Annotated in this window: 16 protein-coding genes; 11 read left to right on the forward strand and 5 right to left on the reverse strand. The window is 42.6% G+C overall.

The features are described from left to right. Nucleotides 1–312: 312 nt before the first annotated feature. From pdhA to NLX67_RS05605, 5 genes are all read left to right on the forward strand, one after another. Entirely contained in the window at nucleotides 313–1,422 is a 1,110-nt protein-coding gene (gene pdhA / locus NLX67_RS05585) for a pyruvate dehydrogenase (acetyl-transferring) E1 component subunit alpha (protein ID WP_046179696.1), read from the forward strand. A 3-nt stretch (nucleotides 1,423–1,425) separates the two neighbouring features. Beyond that, nucleotides 1,426–2,403, forward strand: a complete 978-nt coding sequence (locus NLX67_RS05590) for an alpha-ketoacid dehydrogenase subunit beta (protein WP_046179695.1) — start codon at nucleotides 1,426–1,428, stop codon at nucleotides 2,401–2,403. Nucleotides 2,404–2,472: 69 nt separating this feature from the next. Then, complete coding sequence (locus NLX67_RS05595) at nucleotides 2,473–3,843, forward strand: dihydrolipoamide acetyltransferase family protein (protein WP_046179694.1); 1,371 nt, start codon at nucleotides 2,473–2,475, stop codon at nucleotides 3,841–3,843. Nucleotides 3,844–3,846: 3 nt separating this feature from the next. After that, nucleotides 3,847–5,256 (forward strand): dihydrolipoyl dehydrogenase, encoded by a 1,410-nt coding sequence (gene lpdA / locus NLX67_RS05600; protein ID WP_046179693.1) that lies wholly within the window; start codon nucleotides 3,847–3,849, stop codon nucleotides 5,254–5,256. Between the two features lie 173 nt (nucleotides 5,257–5,429). Beyond that, complete coding sequence (locus tag NLX67_RS05605; protein ID WP_046179692.1) at nucleotides 5,430–5,546, forward strand: GapA-binding peptide SR1P; 117 nt, start codon at nucleotides 5,430–5,432, stop codon at nucleotides 5,544–5,546. A 47-nt stretch (nucleotides 5,547–5,593) separates the two neighbouring features. Here the strand turns inward: NLX67_RS05605 and NLX67_RS05610 are convergent, their stop codons facing one another. Beyond that, nucleotides 5,594–7,063, reverse strand: coding sequence for an aminotransferase class I/II-fold pyridoxal phosphate-dependent enzyme (locus NLX67_RS05610; RefSeq protein ID WP_254310687.1), 1,470 nt, complete (start codon nucleotides 7,061–7,063; stop codon nucleotides 5,594–5,596). Nucleotides 7,064–7,202: 139 nt separating this feature from the next. Here NLX67_RS05610 and NLX67_RS05615 point away from each other — a divergent pair, with 139 nt between their 5' ends. Next, nucleotides 7,203–7,472, forward strand: coding sequence for a UPF0223 family protein (locus tag NLX67_RS05615; protein WP_046179691.1), 270 nt, complete (start codon nucleotides 7,203–7,205; stop codon nucleotides 7,470–7,472). A gap of 37 nt (nucleotides 7,473–7,509) precedes the next feature. Here NLX67_RS05615 and NLX67_RS05620 read toward each other — a convergent pair whose 3' ends face one another. After that, on the reverse strand, nucleotides 7,510–8,127 hold the full coding sequence (locus NLX67_RS05620) for a YktB family protein (protein ID WP_254310688.1): 618 nt from the start codon (nucleotides 8,125–8,127) through the stop codon (nucleotides 7,510–7,512). 144 nt (nucleotides 8,128–8,271) lie between these two features. Between NLX67_RS05620 and NLX67_RS05625 the strand changes: the two genes are divergently transcribed. After that, nucleotides 8,272–9,075 carry an inositol monophosphatase family protein gene (locus tag NLX67_RS05625; RefSeq protein ID WP_254310689.1) on the forward strand — a complete coding sequence of 268 codons (804 nt, stop codon included), beginning with the start codon at nucleotides 8,272–8,274 and terminating at the stop codon, nucleotides 9,073–9,075. Between the two features lie 20 nt (nucleotides 9,076–9,095). On the opposite strand, the gene NLX67_RS05630 is transcribed toward NLX67_RS05625, so the two are convergent. Further along, the gene (locus NLX67_RS05630) at nucleotides 9,096–9,281 is read right to left on the reverse strand and encodes a YlaF family protein (RefSeq protein ID WP_046179688.1); all 186 of its coding nucleotides are present in this window, start codon (nucleotides 9,279–9,281) and stop codon (nucleotides 9,096–9,098) included. Nucleotides 9,282–9,439: 158 nt separating this feature from the next. Between NLX67_RS05630 and typA the strand changes: the two genes are divergently transcribed. After that, a complete protein-coding gene (gene typA, locus NLX67_RS05635; protein ID WP_156154021.1) occupies nucleotides 9,440–11,266 on the forward strand; it encodes a translational GTPase TypA in 1,827 nt (608 codons plus the stop codon). A gap of 24 nt (nucleotides 11,267–11,290) precedes the next feature. Beyond that, nucleotides 11,291–11,605 (forward strand): YlaH-like family protein, encoded by a 315-nt coding sequence (locus tag NLX67_RS05640; protein WP_046179686.1) that lies wholly within the window; start codon nucleotides 11,291–11,293, stop codon nucleotides 11,603–11,605. A gap of 14 nt (nucleotides 11,606–11,619) precedes the next feature. On the opposite strand, the gene NLX67_RS05645 is transcribed toward NLX67_RS05640, so the two are convergent. Both NLX67_RS05645 and NLX67_RS05650 read right to left on the reverse strand, forming a co-directional pair. After that, nucleotides 11,620–12,045 (reverse strand): hypothetical protein, encoded by a 426-nt coding sequence (locus NLX67_RS05645; RefSeq protein WP_046179685.1) that lies wholly within the window; start codon nucleotides 12,043–12,045, stop codon nucleotides 11,620–11,622. Further along, nucleotides 12,036–12,236 (reverse strand): YlaI family protein, encoded by a 201-nt coding sequence (locus tag NLX67_RS05650; RefSeq protein ID WP_046179684.1) that lies wholly within the window; start codon nucleotides 12,234–12,236, stop codon nucleotides 12,036–12,038. The genes NLX67_RS05645 and NLX67_RS05650 overlap by 10 nt, the downstream gene beginning before the upstream one ends. A gap of 108 nt (nucleotides 12,237–12,344) precedes the next feature. Between NLX67_RS05650 and NLX67_RS05655 the strand changes: the two genes are divergently transcribed. Further along, nucleotides 12,345–12,809 carry a pyridoxamine 5'-phosphate oxidase family protein gene (locus NLX67_RS05655; protein ID WP_353914058.1) on the forward strand — a complete coding sequence of 155 codons (465 nt, stop codon included), beginning with the start codon at nucleotides 12,345–12,347 and terminating at the stop codon, nucleotides 12,807–12,809. 33 nt (nucleotides 12,810–12,842) lie between these two features. Beyond that, nucleotides 12,843–13,946 carry a cyclic di-GMP phosphodiesterase gene (locus NLX67_RS05660; protein WP_046179682.1) on the forward strand — a complete coding sequence of 368 codons (1,104 nt, stop codon included), beginning with the start codon at nucleotides 12,843–12,845 and terminating at the stop codon, nucleotides 13,944–13,946. The last annotated feature ends 2 nt before the right edge of the window (nucleotides 13,947–13,948 follow it).

Raw genomic sequence — 13,948 nt, forward strand, 5'->3', positions numbered from 1 at the left:
GTTTTACTCCGCATGAAAAGGGAATAGGAAGATGGAGAAAATTATGTAATGTATAACAGAGTAAAAAGCGCTTTCTTTTTGTAGTACAGAGCAACTCATTTCATTGGTACAGTATTGGTTTTTAAAATTAAAAAGAGTGATTTTTATAAAAAACCTTTTTAAATTGACGGATTAACACGGTTATTATACACTATTAACCGTAGCTTTATCTTGTATTAGTGATTTCTTGAAAATTACTGGTACAGTCATTTATAAATGGAAAAACAGCCGCATGGCGAGGCATAACCAATACAGAAAGGAAAGGTGACAACAATGAGTGCAAAGAAAACTCAGTTCGATCCGCAAAAAACGCTTGAATCGATTGAAACGCAATTTGAAATGGTTCAAGTTTTAAATGAAGAAGGAAAAATTGTAAACGAAAGTGCAGCACCAAAGCTTTCAGATGAAGAGCTTCAAGAATTAATGACACGCATGGTCTATACACGTGTACTTGACCAGCGCTCGATTTCATTAAACCGTCAAGGACGCCTTGGCTTTTATGCGCCAACCGCTGGACAGGAAGCATCGCAAATCGCTTCTCACTATGCCCTTGAAAAAGCAGACTGGATTTTGCCAGGCTACCGCGATGTTCCGCAAATCGTGTGGCATGGTCTTCCATTATGGCAGGCATTCTTATTCTCACGCGGCCATTATGTAGGCAACCAGGCACCTGAAGGAGTCAATGTGTTGTCGCCACAAATCATTATTGGTGCACAATATGTGCAAAATGCCGGCGTTGCATTAGGCCTTAAAAAACGCGGCAAAAAAGCGGTAGCTGTTACATATACAGGTGACGGCGGTTCATCACAAGGGGATTTCTACGAAGGAATCAACTTTGCAGGTGCATTTAATGCGCCGGCGATCTTCATTGTTCAAAATAATCAGTTCGCCATCTCAACACCGCGTGAAAAACAAACGGCGGCAAAAACAATTGCTCAAAAAGGAATTGCAGCCGGAATCCCATCTGTTCTTGTAGACGGCATGGATCCACTTGCTGTTTACGCTGTGGTGAAGGAAGCGCGTGAACGTGCAATCAATGGCGGAGGTCCAACATTAATCGAAACAATGTGCTACCGTTACGGTCCTCATACAATGGCAGGGGATGACCCGACACGCTACCGTACATCTGATCTTGATACAGAGTGGGAGAAAAAAGATCCACTCGTTCGTTTCCGTAAGTACCTTGAAAACAAAGGGCTTTGGAGCGAAGAAAAAGAAACAGAAGTAATTGAACGCGCAAAAGAAGAAATTAAAGACGCGATCAAAAAAGCCGATGACACACCAAAACAAAAAGTAACAGATCTGATGGCAAATATGTACGACGAAATGCCAGCAAACTTAAAAGAACAATATGAAATTTACACTGCAAAGGAGTCGAAGTAAGCCATGGCACAAATGACAATGATTCAAGCGATTACGGATGCCTTGCGCGTGGAGCTTAAAAACGACGAAAACGTCCTCGTCTTCGGTGAAGATGTCGGCGCTAACGGCGGAGTGTTCCGTGCAACAGAAGGTCTTCAAAAAGAATTTGGAGAAGAGCGCGTATTTGATACGCCGCTTGCGGAATCTGGAATCGGCGGTCTTGCTGTCGGTCTTGCACTTGAAGGATTCCGTCCAGTACCGGAAATTCAATTCTTTGGTTTTGTTTTCGAAGTCATGGACTCTGTCAGCGGGCAGCTTGCGCGTATGCGTTACCGTTCAGGCGGCGTTTACTCAGCTCCTGTAACAATCCGTTCGCCATTTGGCGGCGGCGTTCACACACCTGAGCTTCATGCGGACAGCTTAGAAGGCTTGATGGCGCAGCAGCCTGGCTTGAAAGTAGTTATTCCTTCCACTCCTTACGAGGCAAAAGGACTATTGATTTCTGCCATTCGCGATAATGATCCGGTAATTTTCCTTGAGCACATGAAATTATATCGTTCATTCCGTGAAGAAGTGCCGGAAGAAGAATACACAATTCCGCTTGGCAAAGCAGCAGTGAAGCGTGAAGGTACTAACCTTTCTATCATCACGTATGGTGCAATGGTTCATGAATCATTAAAAGCAGCAGAAGCACTTGAAAAAGAAGGATATTCTGTTGAAGTGATTGACCTTCGCACTATTCAGCCGCTTGATATTGAAACAATCATGACTTCTGTTGAAAAAACAGGACGCGCAATCGTCGTTCAGGAAGCACAAAAGCAGGCGGGTATCGCTGCGAACGTTGTGGCTGAAATTAACGACCGCGCCATCTTGAGCCTTGAAGCACCCGTACTCCGTGTTGCAGCTCCGGATACTGTTTTCCCATTCTCCCAAGCTGAAGGTGTATGGCTTCCAAATCATAAAGACATTGTGGAAACTGCGAAAAAAGTTCTTGAATTTTAATAATAAATGACAGTCGAAAAGGAAGTGTAACTTCCTTTTCGAAATTCACATTACAGGAGGATGAATACATTGGCATTTGAATTTAAATTACCGGATATCGGTGAAGGTATTCATGAAGGTGAAATCGTCAAGTGGTTCGTTAAACCAGGCGATAAAATAGCAGAAGATGACGTGCTTTGTGAAGTGCAAAATGACAAAGCAGTCGTTGAAATTCCATCACCAGTTGCGGGTACAGTAGAAGAAATTCTTGTTGACGAAGGTGCAACAGCAATTGTAGGGGACACACTCATCAAATTTGATGCACCCGGCTATGAAGATTTGAAATTCAAAGGCGATCACGGTGACGAAGAAGGCGAAGCGAAAACAGAAGAGCAAGTTCAAGCAACAGCTGAAGCAGGCCAAGAAGTCGACAAAGCACCTGCAGAAGCACCGAAAGAAGACGCTCCTGCAGCTTCGACTGGTGCAGGCAGCCAGCCTCAGGCAGATGTAGATCCGAACCGTCGTATTATTGCAATGCCATCTGTACGCAAATATGCTCGTGAAAAAGACGTGAATATTGCTCTTGTTGCCGGCAGTGGCAAAAATGGCCGTATTGTAAAAGACGACATTGATTCATTCTTAAGCGGCGGTACGCAATCTGAAACTCCTGGACAAGATGCGAAACCGGCACAACAAGAAGCGCCGGCAGCGCAAGCAGAATCAAAACCAGCTGCAGCGGCGGCAATTCCAGAAGGTGAATTCCCGGAAACACGCGAAAAAATGAGCGGTATTCGTAAAGCAATTGCGAAAGCAATGGTGAATTCTAAACATACTGCACCACACGTTACGTTAATGGATGAAGTCGAAGTAACAAAGCTTTGGGCACATCGCAAAAAGTTCAAAGACATTGCAGCGGAAAAAGGTGTTAAGCTGACATTCCTTCCTTACGTCGTAAAAGCTCTTACAAGTGCGCTTAAAGAATACCCAGCATTCAACACATCGATTGATGATTCAACGAATGAAATTGTTCACAAACATTACTACAACATCGGAATTGCTGCTGATACAGAAAAAGGCTTGATGGTTCCGGTTGTGAAAAATGCTGATCGCAAATCGATGTTCACGATTTCAAATGAAATTAATGAGCTTGCTGTAAAAGCGCGTGACGGTAAACTGGCTCCGGCTGAAATGAAAGGTGCATCTTGCACAATTACAAATATCGGTTCTGCTGGCGGCCAGTGGTTTACTCCAGTTATTAACCATCCTGAAGTAGCCATTTTAGGGATTGGGCGTATTTCTGAAAAAGCGATTGTAAAAAATGGTGAAATTGTAGCCGCACCTGTGTTAGCATTATCATTGAGCTTCGATCATCGTATGATTGATGGAGCGACAGCACAAAATGCATTGAATCACATTAAGCGGTTGTTAAACGACCCAGAACTTTTACTAATGGAGGCGTAAGAAATGGTAGTAGGAGATTTCCCGATTGAAACAGACACTATAGTGATTGGTTCAGGCCCTGGGGGTTACGTCGCTGCGATCCGTGCAGCACAGCTTGGACAAAAAGTGACCATCGTTGAAAAAGAAAATATTGGAGGCGTCTGCTTAAATGTAGGCTGTATCCCTTCGAAAGCACTTTTAACAGCAGGCCACCGTTACGAGCAAGCGAAGCATTCTGATGATATCGGCATTATCGCTGAAAACGTCTCAGTAAACTTCGAAAAGGTGCAAGAATGGAAAGGCAGCGTCGTGAAAAAATTAACGGGCGGCGTTGAAGGACTGCTTAAAGGAAACAAAGTCGAAATCGTTCGTGGGGAAGCATATTTCAACGATGCAAACACATTGCGTGTAATGGGTGAAGATTCTGCTCAAACATATACATTTAAAAACGCAATTATTGCAACAGGCTCACGCCCAATTGAAATTCCAAACTTCAAATTTTCAACTCGCGTTATTGATTCAACAGGTGCATTAGCTCTAAAAGAAATTCCGAAAAAATTAGTTGTAGTAGGCGGCGGTTATATCGGGTCAGAACTATCTACAGCCTTTGCAAACTTTGGAACAGAAGTAACTATCCTTGAAGGTGCTCCTGAAATTCTTGGCGGTTTTGAAAAGCAGATGTCTGCACTTGTAAAACGCGGCATGAAGAAAAAAGGCGTTACAATTGTGACGAAAGCAATGGCTAAATCAGCCCAAGAAACAGAAAACGGTGTGAAAGTAACATACGAAGCAGCTGGAAAAGAAGCAACAGTTGAAGCAGATTACGTACTGGTTACAGTAGGCCGTCGTCCAAACACCGACGAAATGGGTCTTGAAGGTGCTGGCGTAAAAATGTCAGATCGTGGCGTTATCGAAATCGATAAACAATGCCGTACAAACGTGGAAAACATTTATGCGATTGGTGATATCGTTTCGGGACCACCATTAGCCCACAAAGCCTCTTATGAAGGTAAAATTGCGGCTGAAGCGATTAGCGGCGAAAAGTCTGAAGTCGATTACCTTGCGATTCCAGCAGTTTGCTTTACAGAGCCTGAGCTGGCAACTGTTGGCTACACAGAGTCGCAGGCAAAAGAAGAAAAAATCGAAGTCGTATCGGCAAAATTCCCATTTGCCGCAAATGGACGCGCCCTTGCGCTTAATAGTACAGACGGCTTTGTGAAAATTGTATCTCGTAAAGAAGACGGCCTGATCATCGGCGCGCAAATCGCTGGTTCAGGTGCTTCGGATATGATAGCAGAATTGGGTCTTGCGATTGAAGCAGGCATGACGCTTGAAGATATTGCTATGACCATTCATGCGCATCCAACGCTTGCTGAAATGACAATGGAAGCAGCGGAAGTAGCACTTGGTACACCGATTCACATTATGAAATAAAAGAACTAATTAAACAGAACCCCCGATTTCCTTATTATAGGAAATCGGGGGTTTTTTGTCCCGTTTTTAAATGTGTTATACAATTAAGGCTTGCAATTACTAATATGTTATATTATTATGAATTTACAGAACATAAATCGCTTTCAAAAAAACAAAACAGGAGGTTATGAAACATGGGAACAATCGTCTGCAAATCTTGCGAATCCACAATCGAGCACTTTGAAGAAGAAAAGGTGACAGTTTTATACTCTCACTGCGGCTGCGATCACGATACAGAAATTGATGACTAATCTTTATACATAAAGGGCTGCTCCGAAAATGGGAGCAGCCCTTTTTTTTAATAAATTGGCTTGCGCTCTTTAATGACACGCAATGTTTTTAATTCTTCATCTTCCGGTCCTTGAACAGGCAGACCGGCTGCTACATTTTCTTTGACATAACGCAAATTTTCTTCTGTAATAATTTCCCCGGGGATAAAAATAGGGATCCCTGGCGGATACACCATCATAAACTCCGCCATAATTCTGCCTGCGGATTCACCGATTGAAACTGTTTCTGTATCGGCATAAAATGCCTCACGCGGTGACAAAGCAAGCAGCGGAATATCCGGCAGCATAACATGGGCATATTTGGATTGAACAGTGCCGTTAAAAGCAGCCGCCATTTCAGTTAACGCCTTCACGAGCAAATCACAATTTTCTTTAGAATCTCCGGGTGTAATGATACAAAGAATGTTGTATAAATCGCTAAGTTCAACTTCAATATTGTACTGGTCACGCAGCCATTTTTCTGCATCATGTCCTGTCATGCCAAGGTTTTTAACAGAAATAATCAATTTAGTCGGGTCGTAATCATACGTAGCTTTTGAGCCGAGAATTTCTGAGCCTGCACAATACAGGTGATTGATTTTATTGATTTTGCTACGGGTTTCTTGCGCAAGCTCAATCGCTTCCCCAATAATTTGAGGGCCATTAATCGCAAGGTGCCTGCGGGCTGTATCAAGTGAAGCAAGCAGTATATAAGACGTAGATGTCGTCGTCAGCATACTTAAAATCGATTGTACCCGGTTAACCGATACAAGACCGTTGCGAACATTTAAAATGGAACTCTGGGTCATAGAACCACCCAATTTATGCACGCTTGTTGCTGCCATGTCTGCACCAGCCTGCATGGCGGATACCGGCAGGCCATCATGAAAATGAATATGCACACCATGTGCTTCATCAACAAGCACTGGAACGTTAAAAGAGTGGGCTGTAGCGACAATCTGTTTCAGATCGCCAGCAATGCCGAAATACGTCGGGTTAATAACAAGTACACCTTTTGCATCCGGATGCTCTGTAAGCGCCCGTTTTACAGATTCTGTCGTCATTCCGTGCGAGATGCCGAGGTCTTTATCGATTTCAGGGTGAATAAAGATCGGAACGGCTCCTGAAAAGACAATCGCTGTCATAATAGATTTATGAACATTTCTCGGTACAATAATTTTTTCGCCGGGACCACATACAGCCATAATCATCGTCATGATCGCGCCGCTTGTTCCTTGAACAGAAAAAAATGTATGATCAGCGCCAAATGCTTCGGCAGCCAGCTGCTGGGCTTCTTTTATAATGCCGTGCGGCTGATGCAAATCATCGAGCGGCTCAATGTTAATTAAATCGATTGAGAGTGCATTTTCTCCAATGAATTCTCTGAATACCGGATCCATTCCCTTTCCTTTTTTATGGCCGGGAATGTGAAACTGGACTGGGTTCTGTTTGGCGTGGCGAAGAAGCCCGTCAAATAATGGAGTTTCATGTTGTAACAACGCCATTTCCACCTCTTTTCTAATCATTCGCTAAAACAAAAGAATTATAGCATTTTGCCCTAACATTGCATAGAAATTTTTCTTATTTAACAAGGAGTTGAACAGGAGAGAATAGAATAGGTAAAGTGAGGTGAAGATAATGGAATATTCGTATCCGTTTTCAATGGACTGGTCAACGGAAGAAGTAATAGATGTTGTCGCTTTTTTTGAAGCAATTGAACAGGCGCATGAAAAAGGAATTGGAAAAGAAGTATTAATGGAACGCTATAAGCGCTTTAAAGAAATTGTCCCGGGAAAAGCGGATGAAAAGCGCATTTGCGGCGAATTTGAAGAAGTAAGCGGCTATTCGTCTTACCGAGCTGTCCAAAAAATGAAACAGGCACCTGCACAGACGGAAATCCGTATGTGAAAACAGTCCGTTCCGAAAAAATGGAACGGACTGTTTATTATTGATAAGCAAGCTTATAGAGCGGAAGAAGTGTTTCGAATGTTTCTTTAGCAACCGCATAAAAAGCGTCGCCGTCCTTTAAAATTGGATCGTCAGACGGAATATGGCGTCCGATTAGGAATTCGGCTTTTTTCACATCGTGGAACCGTTGAAGAGACTGTTTAAGATCTGCTTCTTCCCAAGGTTCTGCATCTTTTTTCAAATGGTCAAGTGATAAAACATAATCAGAAGGAACAGTTTCTTTGAGCAACTTCTGATTTTCTAAAAATGTTTTAGCAATCGCTTGTTTTCCGGGAAGTTCATAAATAAAGGCCAGCCAAATAAAAACGTGATCATCAAATAAGCCAACTTGAAAGTGCGGGTGCTGTTTATAACCGCGTTTATTATTTGCGATTGCGAGCCACGTATCATTTGGCGGGTTCACTTTGCGGCGTGCATGGCGTGCAATATGCAAAAACATCTCCTGGCCAAGCAGCACTGATAAATCATCCGTCAGTTCGTCACCCAGTTGCTTAAATTTAGGCTGGATTCGCTCTTGAATCGCAGTCATCCGCTCATCCAGTTCATTTAATTGAAATGTGCTAAAATCTTGTTTCGTAAATCCGGTAAATATCATTATTTATTATTCCTTTCCCACAAACCATCTCTTCTTTATAATCATTATTATAACATAAAGCAAGGCGTTGGAAAAACTTGATAACCTTTTTCGATTCGTGTAATGTGAAAGAAAATGGTCTTTAAGCGGGACGGGGGCTGCATAATGGCGAATTGGACGAAAATAGATGAAACAGTGAAGAAGTGGATTCAGGAGGCTGGAGAGAACATACGGGCATCTTTTACGCATTCGATCAGTATTCAAGCAAAGTCAAATCCGAATGATTTAGTCACAAACGTTGATGAGGAAACAGAACGCTTTTTTATTGAGCAAATCCGAACTGCATTTCCTGATCATCGTATTTTAGGGGAAGAAGGACAAGGGGACGATGTGCAGTCGCTTGATGGGGTCATCTGGATAATTGATCCGATTGACGGTACGATGAATTTTGTCCATCAACAGCGCAATTTTGCGATTTCTATCGGTATTTATGAAGACGGCGTTGGCCAGCTTGGCTACATATATGATATTGTTCATGACGAACTTTATCATGCAAAAAAAGGACAGGGTGCTTGGATGAACGACGTGCTTCTTGAGAAGCTGGAAAAAGTCCCTGTCGAAACGGCTATTATTGGAATCAGTGCCACTTGGCTTGTGAATAACCGCCATTTTGATCAAAACAGGCTCATTGGGCTGGCGAAAGATGTACGGGGAACTAGATCGTACGGTTCGGCGGCGCTTGAACTCGCGTATGTTGCGTCAGGACGGCTGAGTGCCTATATTACGATGCGGAATGCGCCTTGGGATTTTGCAGGAGGGAAAATAATTGTCGAAGAAGCAGGGGGGATCGTCAGCACAATTGGTGGGGAAGACCTTAATATGCTTTCAGTCAATCCGGTTTTTGCCGCTGCGCCAGGTCTTCATGAAGACATCTTAAAAAAATATTTAAATAAAAAAGGGGACGGCTGAAAAAAGCCATTCCCTTTTTTTTATAATTTACCTGCGCGGCGCATTTTCGCTTTATACGAAAAACCGAATCCCATGACGGCAAGCAGCAGGACGATTGATAAAATAGCACCCAAAATACTTTGTTCGCCGATGGCAATGCCGATACCAATCATGCATACGGCGGCTAAAACAGCAAATCCTAAAAACGGCCATTGAATAGCAGGCAATGTACAGTCCCCCCTTTTTTTCTATTGTAGTACAATGTCGGGTTTTCTGGCAATGTCCGCTTTTTTCAAATAGGCATCGTGCAAAGTGTGTGATATAATAGTTCAGTTAATGGAAACCGAACCAGATGGAGTTCCAAGAAAAGGCAGGAGGAAATAGTTTGAAAACAAGAAACGATTTACGTAACATCGCGATTATCGCCCACGTTGACCATGGGAAAACGACGCTCGTCGATCAGCTATTAAAACAATCAGGTATTTTTCGTTCAAATGAGCATGTAGAAGAGCGCGCGATGGATTCGAATGATCTAGAACGTGAGCGTGGTATTACCATCCTTGCTAAAAATACTGCGATTCAATATAAAGACAAAAAAATCAACATTCTGGATACACCTGGACATGCCGATTTCGGTGGTGAAGTAGAACGGATCATGAAAATGGTTGATGGTGTTCTTCTTGTTGTTGATGCATACGAAGGCTGTATGCCTCAGACACGTTTTGTATTGAAAAAAGCACTTGAGCAAAATTTGCGCCCAATTGTTGTAGTAAACAAAATTGACCGTGATTTTGCGCGCCCAACTGAAGTAGTGGATGAAGTACTTGAGTTGTTTATTGAGCTTGATGCTAATGATGAACAGCTTGAGTTCCCGGTTATTTACGCTTCAGGTATGAATGGAACAGCCAGCACGGATATAGAAAAACAAGACGAAACCATGGAAGCACTTTATGAAGCAATTATCGAGCACATTCCAGCTCCGGTAGATAACAGCGATGAACCGCTTCAATTCCAGGTCGCACTTTTAGACTACAACGATTATTTAGGACGGATCGGGATTGGCCGTATTTTCCGTGGGGAAATGTCGGTTGGCCAATCAGTCGCGCTTATGAAACTTGACGGCAAAGTAAAGCAGTTCCGTGTAACGAAAATGTTCGGTTTCCTCGGTTTAAAACGAGTTGAAATTGAAACAGCAAAAGCTGGCGATCTTGTAGCCGTTTCTGGAATGGAAGACATTAACGTGGGGGAAACGGTCACGCCGATGGAGCATCAGGAAGCACTTCCTGTTCTTCGTATTGATGAACCGACTCTTCAAATGAACTTCTTAGTGAATAACAGCCCGTTTGCAGGACGCGAGGGGAAATTTGTTACGTCAAGAAAAATTGAAGAACGTCTTCACGCGCAATTGGAAACAGACGTTAGTCTTCGCGTTGAAAATACAGCATCTCCGGATGAATGGATTGTATCAGGACGCGGTGAGCTTCATTTGTCTATCTTGATTGAAAACCTTCGCCGCGAAGGCTTCGAATTGCAAGTATCAAAGCCGCAAGTTATCGTTCGTGAAATTGACGGTGTAAAATGTGAGCCGGTTGAACGTGTTCAAATTGATGTGCCGGAAGAATATACAGGATCAATTATTGAATCGATGGGCGAGCGTAAAGGCGAAATGCTTGATATGGTCAACAATGGAAACGGACAAGTTCGATTAATTTTCATGGTGCCGGCACGCGGATTAATCGGTTATACAACAGAATTTTTAACAATGACGCGCGGGTATGGAATCATTAACCATACATTTGACAGCTACCAGCCTATGCAAAAAGGACGCATCGGCGGCCGCCGCCAAGGTGTTCTCGTTTCTCAGGAAACAGGAAAAGCATCCACATACGGCATTATGGGTGTAGAAGACCGTGGGATTATTTTTGTTGAAGCAGGAACAGAAATTTATGCTGGTATGATTGTCGGCGAACATACACGTGATAACGACTTGACAGTTAATATTGCGAAAACAAAGCAGGCGACAAATGTTCGTTCTGCGAATAAAGATCAAACAGCAACAATGAAAAAACCACGTATTATGTCGCTTGAAGAAGCGCTTGAGTACTTGAATGACGATGAGTATTGCGAATTAACGCCGGAATCAATCCGTCTTCGTAAAAAAATTCTCGATAAAAATGAGCGCGAACGCTCAGCGAAAAAGAAACAAGTATAAGTATAGAAAACTGGAGGGATGGATGTGGAAGGACTGGAGCACGTCAGTCCGCTTCTCGGTGCCATCATCGAAGCGTTCGGCGTTAAGGCAGCTGTCTACATTTATTGGGCAATTTTAATTGCCCTTTCCATTCTCGTTTACAATCTCGGGTTTGCGAAAAAGTTGAAAATGTGGCAGAATGTCATCATTTATTTTTCACTTGCGATCGGATCACTGCTTCTTTTAATTTTGTCGTACCAGCTGCCGGTTGTCGAAAGCTTGCTTGTAGCGGCATTAGTGCTCGGCACATATAAATTCAGGCTGAAAAAGCATCAAAAAGAAGAAAATATATCTTCATAATTTAAGCGGGAGGCCTAGGCCTCCCGCTTAAATTTTTGTCCATATAAACCGAGTATAAGTGCATATAAAATATGCCCTGCTGTCCACCAGAAAAACGCCCGCATGTCGTCCATTTCCGGGACGGACTTACAGGCAAGTGCGGATAAGGGGAAATAAAGAAAGATGGCCGGAAGCGTCAATAAAAAAGCTGTCGAATATGGGCGCTTTGTTTTCGGGAGCAATAAGAAAAACCCAGCAGCAATCAATAAGGAAACGAGTAAATGAAAAAAGAATTCGATCCATTCGGGCCATAACACCTGATTAATGATCGGAATAAAGTCAACATTCAGCAGAAGTGTATAAACACCTTTACCAGTAAATAGCTCGATCCCTTTCAGAAAAAAGCCGAGGAACAGGCCGGTGACAGCACCGGTCTGCAAAACAGGCTTTATTAAAGCCATTCTTTTTGTTTTCCGGATCTATAAACGAAAAATTGTCCTGTATTGACCCGTTTTTCCGTTTTTTCTGTTATGCGGGTCCGGCATTTGTCACACATATATGTATGGATGGGCCGATTCCGCAATTTTTTTGCAGAAGGCAAATGATCATCGATTGATTCAATTTTGTCACAGATTACGCATTTTACTCTCATGGTGGCACCTCCGTTTATATAATTAGTATAACACGGCAGAGGGGGTGCATATAGAAATGCAAACAGATTATCGGTATAATGAGGTAAAAAATAAAGGGAGCGGTAATGTTGGCAAATCGAAATGAATCGTATTTAATACCAGACTTGTTTGAAGCGCTTCAAACAGAGCGCCTATCTTTTTTTTCAACAGTGGATGCAGAAACAGGAGCTCCTTTTATGAATGCAGTATCCTGGGTGTACGCCTCGAATGATCAAACTTTGCGGATTGCGGTGGACAGCCGTTCAAAAATCATTGATAATATTCATAGAAACGCTCTTGTTTCCTTGGCTGTTTTTGCCTCGGAATCAACGTATACGATTAGCGGCAATGCAAAAGTTGTATCAAATCGTTTAGAAGATGTGCCATTAAAAGCATCTGTTATAGAAGTTGCGATAAATGAAGTCCGGGATGTTATGTTTTACGGATCGAAAATAGTGGTGGAGCCGGCTTACGAGAAAACATACGATTTGCAGGCAGCAGAGAAACTAGACCGGCAAATTATGAACGCCCTCAAGCAGAAAAGAATTCAATGATGTCATTTTTACTATATAAGGAGTTCGAAAATATTGAGATTAGTCGCTGTGTCATCCATTCAAGAAAATGTCTTTCTTGCTGAAAATGTGTTAAACAGCAAGGGGCAAGTGTTATTGAAGTCCGGAGCCAAACTTACATCGCCCATTTTGCAGCGTCTGCAATCGCTCGGTATTACATATGTATACATTGAGGATGGGCGTACGGATGACATTTACATTCGTCCTGTCTTAGCAGAAGGAACACGAAGAGAGGCGATTTCTGTCATGTCTGAAGCTTTTAACCAAGTGAAAAAGGATCTGTCAGCGGGGTCAACGAAATTAAATTTACATAAAATGGAAAAGAAGTTTGCGGCGGTCGTCCGGGATATCATTAGCCAAATTAAAGAACGGAAAGAAGCAATCGATCTATTGACTCATCTGTATGCACATGATGATTATATTTTCACACACTCGTTAAACGTGACAATCTACACGCTGGCACTTAGTATGAGACTGAAAAATTTAACTGCGAAACAAACAGAAGAAATCGGCCTCGGTGCCATGTTGCATGATATCGGTAAAATGATGATACCCGCGTCTATCTTGAAAAAGCCATCTAGACTTACAAATGATGAGTTCGATCTTATAAAAAAACATACAGAATTAGGCTTTGAATTACTTCGCAAAGAACACGGTCTTCCATTAACAACAGCGCATTGCGCACTTCAGCATCATGAACGATTAAATGGTTCGGGTTATCCGCGCGGCCTTAAAGGAAATGAAATTCATGTTTTCGGAAAAATACTTGGCATTGCAGATGTATACGATGCTGTCACGTCTAACCGAGTTTATCGCAAAGCTATGCTGCCACATGAAGGGATGGAAATTTTATACGCAGGGTCAGGAACTGAATTCGAAACTGCTTATATTGAAATGTTTAGAAAAGCCATCGTCATGTATCCAACCGGTTTAACTGTATGGCTGAATGATGGGCGAAAAGGGATTGTGTCTGGACAGAATGAGTATGTGAGCGATCGTCCCATTCTGCTCATTTTAGAGGAGGAAGGGTCCAATTTAGATGTACCTTATAAAGTGAATATGGCAGTCGAAACTACACTCTTTATTACAGAAACAGACACGACATTATCTGCTATATAAAA

Origin of the sequence: Domibacillus sp. A3M-37 (genome assembly GCF_024213455.1) — a bacterium.
GTDB lineage: Bacteria > Bacillota > Bacilli > Bacillales > Domibacillaceae > Domibacillus > Domibacillus tundrae.

What these genes read in the sequence shown, in the direction of transcription:
- pdhA (WP_046179696.1), top strand. Translation starts at nt 313, where the DNA reads ATGAGTGCAAAGAAAACTCAGTTCGATCCGCAAAAAACGCTTGAATCG.
- NLX67_RS05590 (WP_046179695.1), top strand. Translation starts at nt 1,426, where the DNA reads ATGGCACAAATGACAATGATTCAAGCGATTACGGATGCCTTGCGCGTG.
- lpdA (WP_046179693.1), top strand. Translation starts at nt 3,847, where the DNA reads ATGGTAGTAGGAGATTTCCCGATTGAAACAGACACTATAGTGATTGGT.
- NLX67_RS05605 (WP_046179692.1), top strand. Translation starts at nt 5,430, where the DNA reads ATGGGAACAATCGTCTGCAAATCTTGCGAATCCACAATCGAGCACTTT.
- NLX67_RS05615 (WP_046179691.1), top strand. Translation starts at nt 7,203, where the DNA reads ATGGAATATTCGTATCCGTTTTCAATGGACTGGTCAACGGAAGAAGTA.
- NLX67_RS05620 (WP_254310688.1), bottom strand. Translation starts at nt 8,127, where the DNA reads ATGATATTTACCGGATTTACGAAACAAGATTTTAGCACATTTCAATTA.
- NLX67_RS05625 (WP_254310689.1), top strand. Translation starts at nt 8,272, where the DNA reads ATGGCGAATTGGACGAAAATAGATGAAACAGTGAAGAAGTGGATTCAG.
- NLX67_RS05645 (WP_046179685.1), bottom strand. Translation starts at nt 12,045, where the DNA reads ATGGCTTTAATAAAGCCTGTTTTGCAGACCGGTGCTGTCACCGGCCTG.
- NLX67_RS05650 (WP_046179684.1), bottom strand. Translation starts at nt 12,236, where the DNA reads ATGAGAGTAAAATGCGTAATCTGTGACAAAATTGAATCAATCGATGAT.